The 17,779-nt window shown below is 71.3% G+C and carries 19 protein-coding genes, 1 pseudogene and 1 CRISPR repeat array; of the genes and pseudogenes, 11 read left to right on the top strand and 9 right to left on the bottom strand.

From position 1 onward, the window contains the following. Positions 1-11 precede the first annotated feature (11 nt). Positions 12-890, bottom strand: a complete 879-nt coding sequence (locus ACW14Y_RS12215; RefSeq protein ID WP_456986744.1) for a helix-turn-helix transcriptional regulator — start codon at positions 888-890, stop codon at positions 12-14. A 160-nt stretch (positions 891-1,050) separates the two neighbouring features. On the opposite strand from ACW14Y_RS12215, the gene ACW14Y_RS12210 reads away from it, so the two are divergent. From ACW14Y_RS12210 to ACW14Y_RS12190, 5 genes are all read left to right on the top strand, one after another. Continuing rightward, positions 1,051-1,800 (top strand): dienelactone hydrolase family protein, encoded by a 750-nt coding sequence (locus tag ACW14Y_RS12210; protein ID WP_456986743.1) that lies wholly within the window; start codon positions 1,051-1,053, stop codon positions 1,798-1,800. Positions 1,801-1,979: 179 nt separating this feature from the next. Beyond that, positions 1,980-2,375: a CRISPR direct-repeat array (repeat unit 29 nt; unit sequence CTGCTCCCCGCACACGCGGGGATGGTCCC). A 46-nt stretch (positions 2,376-2,421) separates the two neighbouring features. Further along, positions 2,422-3,063, top strand: coding sequence for a hypothetical protein (locus tag ACW14Y_RS12205; RefSeq protein ID WP_456986742.1), 642 nt, complete (start codon positions 2,422-2,424; stop codon positions 3,061-3,063). Positions 3,064-3,410: 347 nt separating this feature from the next. Then, positions 3,411-4,319 (top strand): glycosyltransferase family 2 protein, encoded by a 909-nt coding sequence (locus ACW14Y_RS12200; RefSeq protein ID WP_456986741.1) that lies wholly within the window; start codon positions 3,411-3,413, stop codon positions 4,317-4,319. Positions 4,320-4,477: 158 nt separating this feature from the next. Beyond that, complete coding sequence (locus ACW14Y_RS12195; RefSeq protein ID WP_456986740.1) at positions 4,478-5,086, top strand: hypothetical protein; 609 nt, start codon at positions 4,478-4,480, stop codon at positions 5,084-5,086. 268 nt (positions 5,087-5,354) lie between these two features. After that, the gene (locus tag ACW14Y_RS12190; RefSeq protein ID WP_380301844.1) at positions 5,355-5,786 is read left to right on the top strand and encodes a VOC family protein; all 432 of its coding nucleotides are present in this window, start codon (positions 5,355-5,357) and stop codon (positions 5,784-5,786) included. On the opposite strand, the pseudogene ACW14Y_RS12185 reads toward ACW14Y_RS12190, so the two are convergent. The 5 genes and pseudogenes from ACW14Y_RS12185 to ACW14Y_RS12165 all read right to left on the bottom strand — a co-directional run. Beyond that, a pseudogene (locus ACW14Y_RS12185) lies at positions 5,762-5,881 on the bottom strand (IS5/IS1182 family transposase); the annotation flags it as partial. The gene ACW14Y_RS12190 and the pseudogene ACW14Y_RS12185 overlap by 25 nt on opposite strands. Positions 5,882-6,017: 136 nt before the next feature. Then, positions 6,018-6,536, bottom strand: coding sequence for a hypothetical protein (locus ACW14Y_RS12180; RefSeq protein ID WP_456986739.1), 519 nt, complete (start codon positions 6,534-6,536; stop codon positions 6,018-6,020). 690 nt (positions 6,537-7,226) lie between these two features. Continuing rightward, positions 7,227-8,054, bottom strand: a complete 828-nt coding sequence (locus tag ACW14Y_RS12175; protein ID WP_456986738.1) for a class I SAM-dependent methyltransferase — start codon at positions 8,052-8,054, stop codon at positions 7,227-7,229. A gap of 74 nt (positions 8,055-8,128) precedes the next feature. Beyond that, positions 8,129-8,350, bottom strand: a complete 222-nt coding sequence (locus ACW14Y_RS12170; protein ID WP_456986737.1) for a DUF397 domain-containing protein — start codon at positions 8,348-8,350, stop codon at positions 8,129-8,131. Next, on the bottom strand, positions 8,347-9,195 hold the full coding sequence (locus tag ACW14Y_RS12165) for a helix-turn-helix domain-containing protein (RefSeq protein WP_375996312.1): 849 nt from the start codon (positions 9,193-9,195) through the stop codon (positions 8,347-8,349). Before ACW14Y_RS12165 ends, ACW14Y_RS12170 begins: the two co-directional genes overlap by 4 nt. A 296-nt stretch (positions 9,196-9,491) precedes the next feature. Between ACW14Y_RS12165 and ACW14Y_RS12160 the strand changes: the two genes are divergently transcribed. The 5 genes from ACW14Y_RS12160 (at position 9,492) to ACW14Y_RS12140 (ending at position 12,647) form a co-directional block, all read left to right on the top strand. Beyond that, positions 9,492-9,866: an ATP-binding protein gene (locus tag ACW14Y_RS12160; protein ID WP_456986736.1), complete on the top strand. Its 375-nt coding sequence runs from the start codon at positions 9,492-9,494 to the stop codon at positions 9,864-9,866. Further along, positions 9,863-10,096 carry a hypothetical protein gene (locus ACW14Y_RS12155; RefSeq protein WP_266310628.1) on the top strand — a complete coding sequence of 78 codons (234 nt, stop codon included), beginning with the start codon at positions 9,863-9,865 and terminating at the stop codon, positions 10,094-10,096. The genes ACW14Y_RS12160 and ACW14Y_RS12155 overlap by 4 nt, the downstream gene beginning before the upstream one ends. Then, entirely contained in the window at positions 10,093-10,227 is a 135-nt protein-coding gene (locus ACW14Y_RS12150; RefSeq protein ID WP_375910590.1) for a hypothetical protein, read from the top strand. Before ACW14Y_RS12155 ends, ACW14Y_RS12150 begins: the two co-directional genes overlap by 4 nt. Positions 10,228-10,840: 613 nt before the next feature. Then, positions 10,841-11,392, top strand: a complete 552-nt coding sequence (locus tag ACW14Y_RS12145) for a SigE family RNA polymerase sigma factor (RefSeq protein ID WP_380440455.1) — start codon at positions 10,841-10,843, stop codon at positions 11,390-11,392. Then, a complete protein-coding gene (locus ACW14Y_RS12140) occupies positions 11,382-12,647 on the top strand; it encodes a hypothetical protein (RefSeq protein WP_380388721.1) in 1,266 nt (421 codons plus the stop codon). The genes ACW14Y_RS12145 and ACW14Y_RS12140 overlap by 11 nt, the downstream gene beginning before the upstream one ends. Before the next feature lie 342 nt (positions 12,648-12,989). Here the strand turns inward: ACW14Y_RS12140 and ACW14Y_RS12135 are convergent, their stop codons facing one another. The 3 genes from ACW14Y_RS12135 to ACW14Y_RS12125 all read right to left on the bottom strand — a co-directional run bounded on the left by ACW14Y_RS12135 (position 12,990) and on the right by ACW14Y_RS12125 (position 16,339). Continuing rightward, positions 12,990-13,184: a hypothetical protein gene (locus ACW14Y_RS12135; protein ID WP_456986735.1), complete on the bottom strand. Its 195-nt coding sequence runs from the start codon at positions 13,182-13,184 to the stop codon at positions 12,990-12,992. A 131-nt stretch (positions 13,185-13,315) separates the two neighbouring features. Next, positions 13,316-15,199 (bottom strand): CocE/NonD family hydrolase, encoded by a 1,884-nt coding sequence (locus ACW14Y_RS12130; protein WP_456986734.1) that lies wholly within the window; start codon positions 15,197-15,199, stop codon positions 13,316-13,318. A 207-nt stretch (positions 15,200-15,406) separates the two neighbouring features. After that, a complete protein-coding gene (locus ACW14Y_RS12125) occupies positions 15,407-16,339 on the bottom strand; it encodes a hydrolase (RefSeq protein WP_456986733.1) in 933 nt (310 codons plus the stop codon). A 321-nt stretch (positions 16,340-16,660) separates the two neighbouring features. Between ACW14Y_RS12125 and nicT the strand changes: the two genes are divergently transcribed. Next, a complete protein-coding gene (gene nicT / locus ACW14Y_RS12120; RefSeq protein ID WP_380388713.1) occupies positions 16,661-17,764 on the top strand; it encodes a Nickel transporter NicT in 1,104 nt (367 codons plus the stop codon). The last annotated feature ends 15 nt before the right edge of the window (positions 17,765-17,779 follow it).

The following is a 17,779-nucleotide window of genomic DNA, read 5'->3' as shown; positions in this document are numbered from 1 at the left end:
TGTTCCGGTGCTCAGGCGTCCTGGGGCTGGCGGGCGGCCGGGACCGTCGGGTCCGTGGCCCAGGTGGTGAGGAGGTGCAGGGCGGCCTCGGTCGGGTCGTTCGGGACCGGGGTGAGGGTCACCAGGCGCTGGCGTTCCGGGCCGGAGAGGTCGAGGGTCTCGTAGGTGAAGGTGAGCGTCCCCACGGCCGGGTGGCGGAAGCTCTTGGTGCCGTGGGTGCGGACCTCGACGTCCGCGCGGGACCAGAGCCGGTGGAAGGTGTCGCTCTCCGCACGCAACCGGTCGATCAGCCGGGCGAGTCGACGGTCCTCGGGGTGACGGCCGGTGGTGGCGCGGAGCTGGCCGACCGTGTCGGCGGCGAGCCGGTCCCACTCGACGTAGAACTCCCGGGCCTCCGGGGCGAGGAAGAGGAACACGGCCAGGTTCCAGCTCCCCGGCGCGGCGGACGCCCCGTGGACGAACAGCCGCTTGGCGACCGGGTTCAGCGCGAGGACGTCCAGACGGTCGCTCAGCACCATCGCCGGGACCCGCACATGCTCCAGCAGCCGCACCAGCTCCGGTCGGGCACTCGCCGCCCGGTCCGACCCGGGCCCGTCGGTGGGACGGACCTTTCGTCCCGGACGGGCGAGGCGGTGCAGGTGCTCGCGCTCCACCCGGTCCAGGCGCAGCACCTCGGCGAGCGCGTCGAGGACCTCGTCGGACGGGTGCTTCGCCCGGCCCTGCTCCAACCGCTGGTAGTACTCGACGCTGATCCCCGCCAACTGCGCCAACTCCTCGCGCCGCAGCCCCGGCACCCGCCGCCGTCCGCCGCCGCGCAGCCCGGCGCTCTGCGGGGTGATCAGCGCCCGGCGGGCCTGGAGGAACTCCCCGAAATCATGGTGATCGTCCATGCGGGCCAGTATGACCGGTGCTGATCGGCCGGTGCCGAGGGTGGCCCTGGCAGTACCCGTATCAGCGGGGCCTGGGCGGTCGGGCGCGGCCCCGACAGGCTGGGGCTTGTTCGAGGGAGCCCCGGGCTCCCGCACCGCCTCACCTTCCTAGGGACACCCCATGTGCCACCCCACCGACAGCCGCCCGCCCGCCTCCCCCGTCGTCACCGGGACGGTCGCCGAGGAGGGCCGGTTGGAGATCACCGCGGCCGACGGCAACCGGTTCAACGCCTTCCGCGCCGCCCCGAGCGTCCCCAACGGCCGCAGCATCCTGCTGCTCCCGGACCGGCGCGGCCTGCACCCCTTCTACGAGGACCTCGCCCGCCGCTTCGCCGAGGCCGGGTTCCACGTCATGGCCTTCGACTTCTACGGCCGCTCGGCCGGCCTGACCCCCCGCGACGCAGCCTTCGACTGGGCGGTCCACATGCCCCTGCTGGAGCCCGCCCACGTCGAGGCCGACGCGGCAGCGGCGCTGAGCAAGCTGCGCGAGTGGAGCGACGCCCCGGTGTTCGGCGTCGGCTTCTGCCTCGGTGGCTCCTACTCCTGGCGCCTGGCCACCACCGACCTCGGCCTGTCCGGCGCGGCGGGCTTCTACGGCGTGCCGCGCTTCTTCGGCGACCGGACGGAGCAGCTGACGGCGCCGCTGCTGATGCTCCTGGCGGGCGAGGACGTGGTGACGACGCGGGAGGAGTTCGCGGAGTTCACCGGCGGTCTTGAGCGGGCGGGCAAGGAGTACGAGATGAAGGTGTACGAGGGCGCCCCGCACTCGTTCTTCGACGACAGCGAGGAGGACTGGAGCGAGGCGTGCACCGATGCCTGGCACCGCCTGCTGGCCTTCACGGGCATGCGGGTCGGCGAACCGGCGGCGTGAGGGGCGGAGGTGCGGTGTCGCCCGGCCCGCCGAGGCGAACTCGGCAGGCCGGGCGGGGGAGTTCGGGGGCGTAGGCTTCCGAGGTAGTGATGGCGATGAAGGGGATGCACCAAATGTCCGAATTTCAAGAAGCTGCGAAATCCGGCTCCCTCGCCGCCTGAAGGCGCAGGTCACGAACTCTGCTCCCCGCACACGCGGGGATGGTCCCGACATCCCCGCCGCCCCGGCTCCCGAGCCCACCTGCTCCCCGCACACGCGGGGATGGTCCCACGACCTGGCCGGCATCGAACTCCAGCATCCCCTGCTCCCCGCACACGCGGGGATGGTCCCAGTGCGCCAGCGGCGGGTCACCGGCCCCGTCAGCTGCTCCCCGCACACGCGGGGATGGTCCCACCGACGAGTCCGGCGTCCGCTCTCCCTGCGACTGCTCCCCGCACACGCGGGGATGGTCCCAACTGGGGTATGGCAGCCGCTTGGGCGAGGTGCTGCTCCCCGCACACGCGGGGATGGTCCCTGCGCCTTCGCTACCAGGCCGACGGCGACCCGCTGCTCCCCGCACACGCGGGGATGGCCCCGCGCCCTTGGCGCCTTCCGAGGTCGGCCACATGGCAGGCTGGTGGAATGCCATCAGATTCCACAGCCCTTGCAAACTGGCACACCCCGGCCGAGTTGGTGCCGTTGGAGGGGCGTGAGGCCTTCCGTGGTGCGGACGCCGGGACGGTGCTGGACTTCTGGCGCTACGCGATGCCCGACCTGCGGACCAACACCACCCGGGGTCTGCTCGCCGAGTTCCTGGTCCACCGCGCGGTCGGCGCGGTGGCGCGCAACACGGAGTGGGAGGCCTTCGACGTCCTGATGCCGGACGGGACCAGGGTCGAGGTCAAGACCAGCGCCTATCTCCAGGTCTGGGGCCAGCGCAGACTGTCGGAGATCCGGTTCTCCCGGCTGCGCGGACGCACCTGGAGCCCCGAGGCCGGCGAGGCTGCCGAGCAGTCCTACAACGCCGACGTCTACGTCTTCGCGCTCCACAGCGCGCGCACTCACGCCGACTACGACCCGCTCGACATCGGCCAGTGGGGCTTCTACGTTGCTTCCCGCGCTCTCGTGGAGGCCACCGGCCAGGCCAGTCTGGGCCTTGCGTCCGTACGACGGCTCTGCGGCGAACCCGTGGCCTACGAGGAGCTCGCGAGCCGGATCGCAACGTGCGCCCGTTCGTTGCTCTCGCCCGGCGGCGCCGTCGCAGCTGTCACCGCCGACTCGTGACGGTGCAGTCGGGGTGGCCAGCGCGCCCGTCGCCCAGTGGCTCTTCCACTCCTGTCCTTCGCTGACTTCGGTTCCTTCGACTGGCCGGTCTTGAGTCGTCGGCCGAGGCGATCGAGTCCGCCCGTGCCGAGTCTCGAATCCAGCGAACTCCACTGGAGTGTTGGTCAATTGAAAAGCATCGGCGGCACCTTGATGGACACCGTGGGTCGAGGGCAGCCCCCTCCGCGGGTGAACCGCGCGGCGTCCGGCACCGGCGCGGTCAGGCGCCGTGGCAGGCTGGCCCGGACGCTGACCCCGGCGGCCCGCGGGCCGTCCGGCCTGGCTCGGGCGGGAGCGTCGATGTGGTCATGAAGTTCCCTGGAAGTGAGGTCGATTCGATGGGCGTCACGCTGGGCGTGGTGGTGCTGACGATGGGCAATCGGTCGGCGGAGCTGCGCGCTCTGCTGGACTCCGTCGAGGCACAGGAGGGCAGCGACAGCGGGGTTCGGACCGTCGTCCTCGGTCAGGGCGTCGAGCTGCCCGAGCTTCCCGGCTGGGTCGACGCGGTCGAGTTGCCGGAGAACCTAGGCATCCCGGGCGGACGGAACGCCGGGGTCGAGCGGATGCGCGAACGCGGCGGCACCGACGTGCTGGTGGTGCTGGACGACGACGGCCTGCTCCCCAGGACCGACACCTTCCGTCTGATCCGTGAGGCGTTCGAGCAGGACCCGCGCCTCGGCATCGTCTCCTTCCGCATCGCTGACGAGACCGGGTTCACCCAGCGCCGCCACGTCCCCCGCCTCGGCAAGTCCGACCCGATGCAGTCGGGCCCGGTCACCACCTTCCTCGGTGGCGGCCACGCCATCCGCATGAGCGTCATCGACCAGGTCGGCCCGTTCCCTGCGCCCTTCTTCTACGCCCACGAGGAGACCGACTTCGCCTGGCGCGCCCTAGACGCCGGCTGGGGCATCGACTACCGGGCGGACATGGTCCTCCAGCACCCCCGCACCGACCCCGCCCGCCACGCCGCCTACTACCGCATGACCGCCCGCAACCGCGTCTGGCTCGCCAAACGCCACCTCCCCGCCCCGCTCGTGCCGGTCTACCTCACCTCCTGGATCGCCTACACCCTGCTGCGCCGCCCGCCGATGGACGGGCTGAAGGCGTGGTGGGGCGGCTTCTTCGAGGGCGTTCGGGTGCCGTGCCCGCCACGGCGGCCGATGCGTTGGAGCACGGTGCGCCGGATGGCGCAGCTGGGCCGGCCGCCAATCTTCTGATGATCGGCCAGGCACGAGGACAACTTGCTCGTGTGTCCTGGCTCGGGATAAAGAAGACTTTCTGTGTTCCGCCAATACACGGCCACCCGCTGCGGGATCGTTGTTCGCGAGGCGCGGCGAACGGCCGTGCCGACCAGGCCGACGATGGAGGGCCGTCGATGGCTGAACGGGAAACATGGACCACGGACGAGTTCGGGTCCTCGCACGAAGGCTCTATCGGCGTGCTCCTGCCCGACGGCACAGTTCCGGAGCCTGCCTTCTTTCCCTTGTCGTCCGGAGCGGGAGGGCAGACCACCTCGGAGTGGAGCGTCTACGACGGCCGCTTCAGCCTCACTCCCAAGGCGCACGCCCTGCGCGCCGTGTGCTCGTGCGGTTGGACCGGAACCGAGTACCCGCTCGACTGGGCGAAGATCGGCGAGCAGAACCTTCGGGTGGCTGCCCGGGACCTCGCGGAAGAATGCGAGGTGGAATGGTGGGACGGACACACCACCACGGTGGAGAAGTCGGCCATCGCCGTCCCGGAGGACATCACGGACCTGCTGCGTCTTGTCTCGGAGAAGATCGAGGAGCTGGCGCAGCAATCGCCTCTGGCGGCGGTGAGAGCCTCCCGCCTGTTGGAGGTAACCGCGGTCCGGTCCTCGTACTGGCCGGCCCATGACGTGCGGGCGAGGACGAGCCCCGAGGAGGCCGGCGCCGCACTCGGCCTGAACGAGGACGACACCCTGCACCTGCTCGCCCGATTCGGCAACTGGAGTCCGTACCGCTGACGCTCGGGCCTTGCCGGATCGGCTCCTCCGCAGGCCCCCGTGCACTGCTCAGCGGATCTGCGGGTGGGTGCATCGGGGCTTTTGACCCCTGCGCAGGAAGTCGGATGCGCCGACTTCCTGCGCAGGTTGCTGTCAGGCCTCTTCGTGTTGGGCACGGGGTACATACAGAACACGGCCGTTCGGCGGCCCGGTGCGTGGGTGGAATGCACAGGGAGCGGGGGGCCGCCTGACCTGGGGAGATGCGCAGGGCCCCTGTTATGGTGCGCCAATGTCAACGATCAAGCAGTTCCAGGTGACCTTCGACTGCGCGGAGCCGGTGAGCCTCGCCGCCTTCTGGTGCGAGGTGCTGGGGTACGTCCTGCCGGAGGTGCCGGAGGGTTTCGCCACGTGGGAGGAGTGCTTCCGCTCGCTGCCGCCCGAGGACGCGGTCTACTTCGCGTGCACTGATCCCGCGGGTGTGGCCCCGCGCCTGCTCTTCCAGCGGGTTCCCGAAGGCAAGGTCGTCAAGAACCGGGTGCATCTCGATGTGCGGGCCGGTGTCGGGCTCGTGGGTGACGAGCGCCTGGCCACGCTTGAGGCCGAATGCGCACGGCTGACGGCGCTCGGCGCGAAGCACGTGCTGACGCAGCGCGCCGATGGCGTCAACGAGTCGTGCATCACGATGCAGGACATCGAGGGCAACGAGTTCTGCCTCGCCTGATTCTTCTCCTCCGGGACGACGAGGCCGGTTCCGGGGCAGCCGCCGTCGGCGATCGTGGTTGTCCGGCCGACGGCGGCCGCAGCCCTGGATTCCTGCTCCCCGCGCGCGGGGAGATGGTCCCGTTCTGGTGGATCGTGCCTATCGGTGGTGCACTGCTCCCTCGGTCGGACGAGCGAACTCTGCGGGACCGGTCTCGCCCGGCAGAGCTGCCCGACGCACTGCGGCGGGGTATCAGACTCGGTATTCCCGCACTGCGATGTCCTTCGACCGCCACGGCTCGGGTGTCTCCTCGGCGTCTGCGAGCCGTTGGACCCATGCGAGCTGGCTGTCGAAGTACTGCCAGTACGAGGTGCCCTCTGCCGCGCCACCCTTGTCGAACGTCATGATCGGGCCGTCCGTGCCGCGCTTCCCGTGGCCGTACAACATGACCCGGATGCTGTCGTCACACCGCTCCATCGCGAAGCTGCAGGGGAAGTTGTAGAGGTAGATCCTCAGGTCACCGCCTGCCCGCTCGGCTGCCTCGGCGAGTGGCCGGAGCACTTCCCGCTCGTACCGTGCGGGGTCCTCCATCGCGGCTTCGGCCGGCTCCAGCCGGTACCGGTCGCGTCGGCTGTCGCAGTGCGGGTCCATGATGAAGATCCGGACCGGCACCTCGCGCGACTTCGAGGTGATGATCGGCATCATCTCGTCGGAGCCGTAGAAGTTCCTGGTGAGGCCTGTACACGCGGCACAGGTAGTCGAATCGCTCATCGGGCGGGCGCCTTGATTCGTGTTCCCACTGGCACCACTCGGCGTCCGCGGTACTGGGCCCGGGCGAGGGCTCGCCCGCGGGCCTTGCTCGACGGCTGCTCTCCGTCCGGGGCAGCGGCTTGGAGGGTCGGATGCCACCACTCTCCAGGTCCTGCGCAGCCCACCGGTGTTGGCGCTTCGAGGTTCGACGTCCTGCCGGGGCGCAGGAAGTCGGATGCGCCGACTTCCTGTGCAAGGTACTTGGCCCCTGCCGAGCCGGCAGGGGCCAAGTTGTGGACCACGTAGGCCCCGACCGGATTCGCATGTCAACTGCGCTCGGCTCCTTGGAGCTTGGCTGTACGGCGAGGACACCGTCAGGCGGTTTTCTGGGCTGTCGGGGCGTGGTCGGAGGATGGGTCGCTGGCAGCAGGGCTCCTGAATCCGGTCCCGGCCGGCGGGCGACAAGCGGTGGGAGTGCACGGGAAGTCGGGGGCTCCGACTTTGCGGTCCGGCGCCCTGGAGAGGGGCGGAGGTTGTGAGCTGTGCGGAACCCCGGGCGGGCATCGGCTTCGCGTGGAAGCGGTTGGAGGGCGTGGAAGTCTGCCGCTCGCGAACGAGGGGACAGTTGCCTTTACGGCGTAAAGATCCGAAAGCTCAAGAAGCTGCTACCCACGCATGCGGAGGTGCCGTTGGCCGGTGCGGAGGCCGGGGTCAGTGGCGGCGGGTGAGGAAGAGGTCGTGGATGCGTTCGACGGGGGCGCCGGTGCCGTGGGTGTTGAGGACGGTGGCGGTGTCGGCGAGGGCCTGGGTGCGGTGGTCGGCGGGGAGGGCGGCGTACATCGAGAGGGAGGAGAGGTAGGCGAGGTAGTCCGCCGTCTCGTAGTGGGCCTCCTCGCGGAAGCGCAGTGAGCGGAGGTCGGTGAAGCGGGCGTCCTTGGCGCAGTCGACGGCCGGCCAGTGGCCGAGCATGTCGGGCCAGTGGCCCGGGGTGTCGCCGAAGGCGGAGGCGAGGACGGCGTGGGGCGTGTGGGTGAGACCGTGGCGCTGGTCGACCTCGGCGAGCGCGGCGTGGAGGTCCGGGTCGCTGATGCCCAGGGGGTTCCAGAAGAGGGCGACCGTTCCGCCCGGGGCGAGGACGTCGTGGGCGAGGTCCCAGCGGCGGGCCGGGTCGATCCAGTGCCAGGAGGTCGCGGCGAAGAGCAGCCCGAAGCGGGTGTCGCCGGGCTGCCAGTCCTCGAAGGAGCTCACCTCGATGCGGACGTTGGGGTGGGCCGCGGTGTTGCGGCGCAGGACCTCGGCCATGCGGGCGTCGGGTTCGACGCAGGTGAGCGGGCCGTTGAGGGCGGCGGCGAACGGGACGGTGGCCTTGCCCGTGCCGGCTCCGGCTTCGAGGGCGGGGCGGTCGCCGAGGGCGGCGTAGTCCAGGACGGCGGAGACGAGGACGTCGGGGTAGCCGGGGCGGGCGGCGTCGTATATCTCGGCGACGCTGCCGAAGACCTGGCGGCGGGTCATGTCGAGGGGGTTGGGGGAGGAGGTCATGGTGTCCCTTCGGAGCAGGGGCGGCCCGCGCACCAGGTGCGGTGCGCGGGCCGGAGGGGGACTTGGGTCGTCTCTCAGAGAAGGTCGAAGTCGAACTCGCCGTTTGCGACTGCGGCGATGAACGCCGAGTGGGCTGCCGCACTGAAGGGCAACGCAGGGCCTGTGGGGTTCTTGGAGTCGGTCACTGCAACCCCGTGAGGAAGCAGGGCGTATTCGACACAGTTTTCGTTACCGCCGCTGTAGCTGGACTTCCGGAAGGCGAAGCCGGTGGCAGAAGCGTCGGGGTAGTGACTCACTTGATCAGTTCTCTCTGTGCAGTGATGAAGCTGAGCGATGCGTCGACGGACAGGGCCTCGGCCGTGATCTCCTGGAACTTCGCTCGATACAGCTCCACATCAGCCGGGTCCTCGACCCACAAGCCGTTCAATAGCCCTTCGACGAAGACGACGTCGAGGTCCCGCCGCTGAGGAAAACCCATCAGGGCGAGAGCGCCGCTCATGCCGGGATGAATGGCCGCCCCGGCCGGCATGATCTGGATGTTGACATTCGGCAGGCGGCTCAGCGTGACGAGCTTGTCCAGCTGCGGGCCCATGATGTCGGGTCGACCCGCATTGGTCCGGAGCGCCGATTCATGAATGACAGCCCAGACTTCGACAGGGGTCGGGCGGGTCAGGATCGCTTGGCGGGCCATGCGGACCTGTACCAGGTCATCGACCGTTCCGCCCGGCGCCGTTCTGAGGCGGTCGATGACGATCCGGGCATACTCGGCAGTCTGGAAAAGGCCTGGAATGAATGCTGGTTCGTACGTCTTGAGCGTCGAAGCGTCGGTCTCCAGGACGATCAGGTCCAGCGCGGACGCGTTCATCGCGTCGCGGTAGCTCAACCACCAGCCGCGCTTGCTGCCGTCCTTGGTGATGGCGATGAGACCGGCCCTGAACTCTTCGTCGTCGCAGCCGTAGTAGTCGAGAAGCCTGTGGACGTCTTCGATCTTCGCGGCCGTACGGGCGTTCTCGATGCGGTTGAGCTTGGGTTGGCTCATACCCGTGGCGTCCGCCGCTGCTTCGGCAGTGATCTTCTTCTGCTCACGTAGTCTGCGCAGCTCCTCGCCGAGTCGACGGCGACGAACAGTTGATACCGCCATGCAGTGCCCCTCCTACGTGTCGGTGGACCAGTCTGCCCGGGTGGCGGGAGGTTCGCTACCGGGAACTGGCTTCAGGCGTGACCGAATTCAGGTTCGATATGCAATTTTGCAGATCAATGAGATTGGGTTGCACTGTGATGATGCTTCGCGCCATGCTGTGTGTCACGCGGCGAGTGCGCTGAGTGATCAGTCGCCTTGTGGATTCGCGACTTTGCGTCATGCCATCGCTTCGACTCCACGTTTGAAGGGGCGACAGCAGCAAAGTGACTCCCCATCACCCCTACGGAGGTCTCCGTATGTCCACGCTCCCTCTTCCCCCCGACTGGTCCGTCGCCCGCGAGGAGTTGCGCGAGGTGCTCGTGCGCGCCGGGTGGCCCGGTGGCACGGCCGACGACGCCGAGTTGGCGCTCTGTGAACTCTTCGTCAATGCCTGGAAGCACGGGGGCTCGCCGGCTCCGCTGGTCGTCGTCGTGCTCCTGGAAGGGGTGCTTCGGGTGTCGGTCGCGGACGGGTGTCCGAAGCTGCCCGAGCAGAGAACGGCGGAGACGGCCGGGTCGTACGCGCTCTCCGGGCGCGGCTTGCACCTCGTGCGCTCGCTCACCGATCGCTTCGGGGCGGACCCGCGCAGGTCCGGCAAGTCCGTCTGGTTCGAGCTGGACGCCGCCGCGTGAGCGCCGCCGACGGGCCGATCGAGCCCCACGACCCGCGCGTCCGTACGTACTCCGAGGCCGAGGTGGAAGCGCTCCTGCTCGAACTCCACGAGCGTGGAAAGGCCCTGGGCATCGTCTGGCCCTCCGCCACCACCGAGGGTGTGGTCGACGGCCGGGTGCTGGTCCGGTTCGGCAACGCCCCGACCGCCACCCTCCTCAACCTCCTCGCCCTACTGAAGGACCGGCCGTGAACGCGACCCGGCTGCTCGTCGGGATCGCGCTCTCCTTCCTCGCCCTCCTCGCCCTGGCGACCGTCGTGCTCGGCGTCCGCCTGGTGCTGCGGATGCCCGGGCGTCCGGAGGACGACGAGTTGTCGGACTGACGTCGCCACGCCTACCAAGGCCGTTCGGGGTAGGTGCCGGACGGCCTCGGCACGTTATGGCCGGCAGGTGGGGGCGATCGGCAGCAGGAAGGCCACCGCGCGACCATGTTGGCCGGAGGCCCAATAGGTGGAGGGGTCGAATTGGGCAGGGTGTTCGACCCGGCTTATCTGCAGTCTGAGCGGGTAGGCCGAGAACTCTGCTCCCCGCAAGTGCGGGGTTGGTCCCGGGCGCGACGGGTACATGGTGACCCGCCACCTCTGCTCCCCGCATGCGCGGGGCTGGTCCCATCGCCAAGACCCCGCAGGGCCGTTTCAACGCCTGCTCCCCGCATGTGCGGGGTCGGTCCCAAGGCCACCGGCAAAGACCCGTCTCAGCTCTCCCCACGCACGCGGCACATCTGCATGAGGTTCAGCGCTCCCGCCCCTTCGCCGAAGGGGCGGGAGCGCTGGGGCGAACGTGAGCCCCGCGGTCGAGGAGCCCGTCCCCCCGAGCCCTCGGACGGGCCCGGCCCCGTCCCTCCCAGCAGCCGCTTGCTCGGCGCGGCCGCCGTGCGAGGATCGGCCGCCGGAAACCCGGTGCCACAAGACCACCGCGTGATCGCGTTAGTAGGGCATGGAGCAAATACACGGGGCGGAGGCACCGGCCGTCGAGCCGGGGGCGCCGCCCGACTTTCCGGCCTTCGTGGCGTCGCGGGGGCGCCATTTGCTGCGGACGGCGTTCCTCCTCACCGGTGGTGACGCGCATCTCGCCGAGGACCTCGTGCAGGAGGCGCTCGGCCGCGTCTTCGTGAAGTGGCGCCGGATCTCGCGCATGGACAATCCCAGCGGCTACGCGCAGGCCGTCCTGGTCAACACCTTCCTCTCGCACCGCCGTCGGCGCAGCAGCACCGAGCGGGTCACCGACGTCCTGCCGGACGTCGCGGTCGCCGACCCCGACCCGGCCCTGCGGCTCACCCTCCTCCGGGCGCTCGGCGAACTGCCGCCGCAGGACCGGGCGGTGCTGGTCCTGCGGTACTGGGAGGACCGCAGTGTGGAGGAGACGGCGGCGGCGATGCGGCTGAGCAGCGTCGCCGTCCGTTCGCGCAGCAGCCGGGCGCTGGCCAGGATGCGGGACAAGCTGGGGACGGCGTTCATGGACAAGGAGGTGCTGCGTCATGCCGGTTGAGAGCGAGTTCGAGAGCAACATCGGAACCGGGTTCGAGGAGCGGTTCGCCCGGGAGCTGCGGGGGGCGGCCGCCCTGGCGCCCGACGAGCGGTTGTTCGCCCTGGCCGCCGGGGCCGAGCGGATCGGACGGCGTCGGCGCAACCGGCGGCGGGCCGCGGTGGCGGGCGGTGCGGCGCTCGCCGTGCTGACGGTCGGCAGTGTGGGGGTGTTCGCCGGGGGACCGGGTCCCGGCCCGATCGGGCCGGCCGCGGAGCCGCCGATGACCGGTGACGAGGTGGTGCGGCTGGTGGCCGGTCTGCTGCCGCCGGGTGCCGTGACGGACGCCCGCGGGACGACACCGGGCGACACGGTGGGGTCGAACGACCCGCAGCTGGCCATGGGGTTGTTCAACCACGACGACGGCAAGGGGGTGAGCCTGATCCACTACTTCGTCGAACGCGGAGCGCAGCCGCCCGAGCGGGCCGCCGTCTGCAACCCGCCGGTGGCGCCCGAGGATTCCTGCGACCGCTCCGTTCGGCCGGACGGTTCGGTGCTGCTGATCGAGAAGGCCGGCGACCCCAAGTTCGCGGGCCAGCGGACGTCGCGGGGGGTCTACGCGACGCCTGACGGCACGGTGATCAGCCTGGTCGAGTTCAACGGGAGCCAGGCGAACCCGACCAGGGAGCTGCCGCCGCTGGACGCGGCACAGCTCGCCGCCGTGGTGACCGCGCCGGAGTGGGGGAAGGTGGTCGCGGCGATACCGGCGAACCCGAACGCGCCCAAGCCGTCCGCACCCACCGCCCCGCCGTCCCCCGGCACCGCCTCCCCGGCGCTCGGGGATTCGCCGCCGGAGCTGGTCACGGTGCTGGCCGGGCTGCTGCCCACCGGCGCGAAGGAGGTGGGACGGGAGGCGGAGAACGGCGCCGTGACGGTCGAGTACGAGGGCCGGACCAGCAGGCTGACCATCCATGTGGAGCCGGCCGGGGCTCGCGGAATCGAGTTCAAGAAGGGGGCCGAGGAGAGCACGCCGACGCCGCTGGAGGTCAGGCAGAAGCTGCCCGACGGCACGTTGGTCGTCATGAACCAGTTCGGCAACGGCAAGGGCGCCGTCGACCCGCTCCTGCACTGGGTGGCCTGGGTGTACTACCCGGACGGGCGGAGTGTCCTGATCAGTGAGGGCAACGGCGAGGACGAGCTTTCGCCCAGGCCGGGTCAACCCGCGCTCTCGGTCGATCAGTTGAGGGCCATGGTGATGGCGCCCGACTGGCGCAGGTGACCCGTCCCCCGACCCCTTCCCTCTGCTGTCCTGCCGCTCCGCACGGGGGGAGCGGCAGGACGAGGGGGAACGGCGATGGACCTGACCGAGGTGGTGCGCGAGGCCTTCGGCGGCGGGCGGCGGGCGGCGGTTGGCGGTTGGCCGGGACGGAGCGGCTGCGCGGGGGCAGCAAGAAGGGCGTCCACCGGCGGCTGTTCGGGGCGGAGCACCGACGGCTGACCGCGCTCGGGGTCCGGACGCCGCGGGTGCACCTGCTGGACGGGAGCCGCACCCGGTTCCCGGCGGACGCCGCGGTGGTCGAGGACGTGAACTGCCCTGGTGGAGTGAGGGAACCGGCCGGCGTCAGTCTGTGTTCACCAGCTCGCCGACGAGCAGGTCCACGTCCTCCGCGGGGAGGAACGTCACCCAGGGCAGGGCGTCGGGCAGCGCGGCTCGGAGCGCGGTGGTGCTACCGGTCCGAGCCAGTCCGTCGAGCAGGCGGGAGGCGGAGGCGGAGTCGATGGCGGTGGTGTCCTGTTCCGGATGGCCGACCCGCATCGGTGCGAGGCTGTCGGCATGAGGGCAGCGGGGCATCGTGGTGGCGGGGTATCAGGGCATCGGGGCGGTCCACGGTAGCGCGGATGTCCGCCCGGGTGGGGTCGGACCAGCACCCGTGGCGCGGGGTCGAATCAGCCGCCGTCGCGCCGGATCCGCTGGTGCCACTCCTTCGCGAACACCACGTTGCCGGCCTCCTCCGCCCGGAGCTGGGTGTGGGCGTGCAGATGCGTGGCGTCGCAGCGGAGTTCGGTGCGGGTGTGCACCGTGATGTCCCAGCCTAGGGCGGGGCGTTCGAGGCGGAGGGTGCGGTCGGTGCGGGCCTGGGCGCTGAGGGGGGTGGCGGTGAGGACGCGGTAGGCGGTGACGGTGTGCTCGGCGCGGACCAGGCCGTCGGGGTGGGTGCGGGTGCCGTCGGTGGCGGGGGAGAGCTCGGTGCGCCACTCGCGGCGGCCGATGTCGTGGACGGTGACCCGTTCGGGGCGGGCGGTGAGCGGTTCGGTGAGGTGCAGCGGGGGCGGCAGGGGGAGGGTGGGGGAGCGGAAGGGGGCCGCGTCGGTGCTGGTGGCCGGGTCGTGGACCGGGAGGCTGAGGGCGGAGCGGGAGGGGTCGACGGCGAAGCCGTCCGGGTCGGCGTCGGGCCACAGCCAGGGCCAGTAGGTGGAGGAGAGGGTGAGCCGCAGCCGGTGGCCGGGCGGGACGGTGGCGCCGACCGGGGCGAGCGCGAGCACCGGGTCGGGATCGGCGTGGTCGGCGGGGTCGGCCGGGAGGGTGAGCACGCCCCGGGTGAGCAGGGTCGAGGTGCCGTCCGGGGCGACGGCGCAGAGCCGGGCGGCGACCAGGGCGCCGCCGCTCAGCGGGTCCGGGTGCAGGGTCAGGGCCGGGGAGCCGTGCAGCTCCAGCGGTTCGGGCAGCGGCCGGGAGTCGAAGCAGACCGAGCGGCCGTCCTCCTCGCGCTGGTCCGGCGGCCGGTCGGCGGGGCGGCCGTGCGGGACGTAGGCGCCGGCGTTGAGGCCGGTGTGCTGGGGGGAGCGGACCCGCACCCAGCGGTCCTCGGAGGCGGTGCCGGCGGCGCGCAGCGGACCGTCGAGGCCGTAGTGGACCGCGCGGACGCCGGGGGACGGCCAGGGGTCGTCGGCGGACCAGCGGGTGCCGAGCCAACTGCGCAGGGCGGGGGTGGCGGGGGCGCCGGTGTCGACGTCGCGCAGCCAGTGGTCGTACCAGCGCAGGGCCTCGGGGAGGAACTCGTCGGGCAGTCCGTGCGGCCAGGGGCCGAGCACGGCGCGGACGGGGACGGCGGCGGTGGACCGTTCGGCGAGCGCGAGCACCGCGGCGGCGGAGGGGTCGGACCAGCCGGCGACGGCGAGGGTGGGGACGGCCGCGGCCGGCGCGGGGGCGGCCGGGGCGGCGAGCCAGTCGGCGAGCGGGGGTTCGAGGGCGTCGAGCCGGGCCAGCCACTGGGCCCGCCAGTCGTCGCCGACGTAGAGCGGGTCCGGTGGACGGGCGGCGTCGGCGAGGTGGGCGGTGCTGCGGGTGTGGGCGTCGGCGGCGAGGACGGCGCCGCCGAGGCGGTGCGGGCCGTCGGGGCAGGCGGTGACGACGGCGCGCACGGCGTCCGGGACGCGGGCGGCGATCCGCAGGGCGAGGGCCCCGGCCGCACCGGTGCCGAGCAGGCCGATCCGTCCGTTGCACCAGGGCCGGTCGGCGAGCCAGTGGACCAGGTCCACCCCGTCCTCGACGAGCCGGTCGGCCGTGGCGGCGGTGGGCGGCAGTCCGCCGGAGTTGCCGTGGCCGCGGGCGTCGACCCGGACGGCGGCGTGGCCGTGGCCGGCGAACCAGGGGTGGCGGCGGGCGTCCTCGGTGGCGGTCCAGTCGGTGAGGCGGCCGGTGGAGTACTCCAGGACGACGGGGACGGGCGCGTCGGTCGCGGGGCGCCAGAGGCGGGCGTACAGCTCGGTGCCGTCGGGGAGGGGGACGCGCAGGTCCTCGCGGGTGGTGCGGTGCGGGTACGAGGGCATGGCCGCTCCCATCGGGTCCCGTCGGTGCGGATCATTCCGACAGTAGGGGAGGAAGCGGCCGCCCGCCCGATGGGAGCGGCCGCCCGCCTGGTGGGAGGGGCCGTGCGCCCGGCGGAGGGGCCGCGCGCCCGGCGGACGGGCCGGGCGCGCGGCGGGCGGGATGCTCCGGGAAGTCTGGCGGACGGGGCGCCCCGGAGCGGGCCGGGCTCAGGCCTTGCTCAGCCAGGCGGTGGCGTTGAGGGCGAGGGCGGCGTTGGTGCCGGCCGGGTCGTCCCAGCCGTTGAACAGGTTGTTGCCGGACTGCCCGGTGCCGTCGTCGGCGGGGGAGCTGTCGCCCCAGGCGGCGACCCGGCCGCTGCCGTAGCCGCTGGTGACGAAGAAGGCGCCGGTGTTCCCGGACGAGCCGGTGCGGTAGACGATGCCCTTGACCTGGGGGTTGTCGGCCGGCTTGAGGGTGAAGGTGGTGCCGGAGCGCAGGATCGAGCCGGTGACGGTGCCGAAGGGGCCGTGCAGGACCGGGTCGGCGGCGTCGTTGACGGCGCGCGGGTTGTCGGTGGAGATGTTCTTGACGTCCACCGAGAAGCCGAACGGGTCGTTGTTGTTCACGCCGTTGTTGGTGAACAGGTCGTTGATGATCGCCGGGGAGTCCCAGCCGTCGTTGTTGCGGTCGCTCCGGTCGTGGTCGGAGATGAGGAACAGCCCGCCGCCGTTCTGCACGAAACGGACGATCGCGGACTTCTCCGCCGCGGAGAAGCGGATGTTCGGCTCGGGGATCACGAAGGTGTCGAAGTTGGCCAGGTCGAGCGCGGCGCCGGTGCCGTAGCTGATGGTGGAGCCGGCCGGGAGGGTCTTCAGGCTGTACTGGCCGGTCTTCTGGAGGGCGACGCCCCAGGCGGAGAGGGCGCCGGTCCAGCTCTTCTCGGTGGTGGGGTTCGCGTTCTGGGTGCGCGGGTCTGGCTGGGCGGTGGAGATGATCCAGTCCGCGTTGCCGGCGGTCTCGCCCTTGCTGTTGTCGAACAGGACGCGGTGGGGGAGCGCCGAGGTCGCGGCGGCGGCCGGGGCGGGGGCGGTGAGCGCGAGCGGGCCGGTGGCGAGCAGGGCGGACGCGGCCAGCGCGAGCGTGCTTCGACGGAGCATCATGTGCCGTCCCTCCGGAGGGGGTTGGAGTGCGGGACGACCGAGTATCCGCGCGTAGAACGGCGCCTTCCGGGAGCGTCGGGTTACGGCTGCTTGTACGGTTCATGACCATCTCTGTCAGGGCCCCTCCGGCGACAGGCCCGGCCGCACGCCCGGCGACAGGTCCGGCGACAGGTCCGGCGACATGTCCGGGGACGTCCTGTTCGTCCGCCACCTGGTAACCAGGTCGTAATTGCGCATGACTTGCAACTAATTACGAGCAGAAGGAAAGATGGCCCAGCTCCGGCGTCCCGGAGCCGCTACGGCCCCACGAAAGGACCCCCGATGACCGGCCCCCGCTGGCGCGACCGGCTCACCCGTGAGGAGTGGATCCGCCTGGCAGGTATGGGTGGTTTCATCCTCGCGCTGCACGTGATCGGCTGGTTCACCCTGCTCGCGGTCATCGCGCCCGAGCACTACGAGGTCGGCGGCCAGGTCTTCGGCGCCGGCATGGGGCTCACCGCGTACACGCTCGGCATGCGGCACGCCTTCGACGCCGACCACATCGCCGCCATCGACAACACCACCCGCAAGCTGATGGGCCAGGGGAAGCGTCCGCTGTCGGTCGGCTTCTGGTTCTCGCTGGGCCACTCGTCCATCGTCTTCGGCCTCTGCGCCCTGCTCGCCCTCGGCATCCGCTCGCTGGCCGGCCAGGTCGAGGAGGACGGCTCCACCCTGCACGAGACGACCGGCCTGATCGGCGTCACCGTCTCCGGCACCTTCCTGCTGGCGCTCGGCCTGATCAACCTGGGCGCGTTCAACGGCATCCTCAAGGTCTTCCGGCGGATGCGCGAGGGCGAGTACGACGAGGCCGAGCTGGAGGCCCAGCTGGAGAAGCGCGGCTTCATGAACCGCATCCTCGGCCGGGTGACCAGGGCCGTCACCAAGCCCTGGCACATGTACCCGGTCGGGCTGCTGTTCGGCCTGGGCTTCGACACCGCCACCGAGGTGTCGCTGCTGGTGCTGGCCGGCGGCGCGGCGGCGTTCCAGCTGCCCTGGTACGCGCTGCTGGTGCTGCCGGTGCTGTTCGCCGCCGGGATGAGCCTGCTGGACACCATCGACGGCTCGTTCATGAACTTCGCCTACGAGTGGGCGTTCTCCAAGCCGGTCCGCAAGATCTACTACAACCTCACCGTCACCGGGCTCTCGGTGCTGGTCGCCCTGGTCATCGGCTCGATCGAGCTGATCGGGCTGCTCGGCGAGAAGCTGGACATCGGCAGTGGCCCGGTCGCCTGGATCGGCGAGCTGGACCTCAACTTCGTCGGCTACGCCATCGTCGGCCTGTTCGTGCTGACCTGGGCGGCGGCGATCGCCTACTGGAAGCTCGGCAACGTCGAGGAGAAGTGGTCCGCCGGACTCGCCGCCGCGGCCGCCGACAAGGGCGAGTAGCCGACAAGGGCGAGT

The organism is Kitasatospora sp. cg17-2, assembly GCF_054031055.1.
This window is presented reverse-complemented; position numbering and strand designations above follow the sequence as displayed.

What these genes read in the sequence shown, in the direction of transcription:
- ACW14Y_RS12195 (WP_456986740.1), top strand. Translation starts at nt 4,478, where the DNA reads ATGGCTGAACGGGAAACATGGACCACGGACGAGTTCGGGTCCTCGCAC.
- ACW14Y_RS12190 (WP_380301844.1), top strand. Translation starts at nt 5,355, where the DNA reads ATGTCAACGATCAAGCAGTTCCAGGTGACCTTCGACTGCGCGGAGCCG.
- ACW14Y_RS12180 (WP_456986739.1), bottom strand. Translation starts at nt 6,536, where the DNA reads ATGAGCGATTCGACTACCTGTGCCGCGTGTACAGGCCTCACCAGGAAC.
- ACW14Y_RS12215 (WP_456986744.1), bottom strand. Translation starts at nt 890, where the DNA reads ATGGACGATCACCATGATTTCGGGGAGTTCCTCCAGGCCCGCCGGGCG.
- ACW14Y_RS12140 (WP_380388721.1), top strand. Translation starts at nt 11,382, where the DNA reads ATGCCGGTTGAGAGCGAGTTCGAGAGCAACATCGGAACCGGGTTCGAG.
- ACW14Y_RS12135 (WP_456986735.1), bottom strand. Translation starts at nt 13,184, where the DNA reads ATGCGGGTCGGCCATCCGGAACAGGACACCACCGCCATCGACTCCGCC.
- ACW14Y_RS12200 (WP_456986741.1), top strand. Translation starts at nt 3,411, where the DNA reads ATGAAGTTCCCTGGAAGTGAGGTCGATTCGATGGGCGTCACGCTGGGC.
- ACW14Y_RS12205 (WP_456986742.1), top strand. Translation starts at nt 2,422, where the DNA reads ATGCCATCAGATTCCACAGCCCTTGCAAACTGGCACACCCCGGCCGAG.
- ACW14Y_RS12175 (WP_456986738.1), bottom strand. Translation starts at nt 8,054, where the DNA reads ATGACCTCCTCCCCCAACCCCCTCGACATGACCCGCCGCCAGGTCTTC.
- ACW14Y_RS12160 (WP_456986736.1), top strand. Translation starts at nt 9,492, where the DNA reads ATGTCCACGCTCCCTCTTCCCCCCGACTGGTCCGTCGCCCGCGAGGAG.
- ACW14Y_RS12210 (WP_456986743.1), top strand. Translation starts at nt 1,051, where the DNA reads ATGTGCCACCCCACCGACAGCCGCCCGCCCGCCTCCCCCGTCGTCACC.
- ACW14Y_RS12165 (WP_375996312.1), bottom strand. Translation starts at nt 9,195, where the DNA reads ATGGCGGTATCAACTGTTCGTCGCCGTCGACTCGGCGAGGAGCTGCGC.
- ACW14Y_RS12125 (WP_456986733.1), bottom strand. Translation starts at nt 16,339, where the DNA reads ATGATGCTCCGTCGAAGCACGCTCGCGCTGGCCGCGTCCGCCCTGCTC.
- ACW14Y_RS12130 (WP_456986734.1), bottom strand. Translation starts at nt 15,199, where the DNA reads ATGCCCTCGTACCCGCACCGCACCACCCGCGAGGACCTGCGCGTCCCC.
- ACW14Y_RS12145 (WP_380440455.1), top strand. Translation starts at nt 10,841, where the DNA reads ATGGAGCAAATACACGGGGCGGAGGCACCGGCCGTCGAGCCGGGGGCG.
- nicT (WP_380388713.1), top strand. Translation starts at nt 16,661, where the DNA reads ATGACCGGCCCCCGCTGGCGCGACCGGCTCACCCGTGAGGAGTGGATC.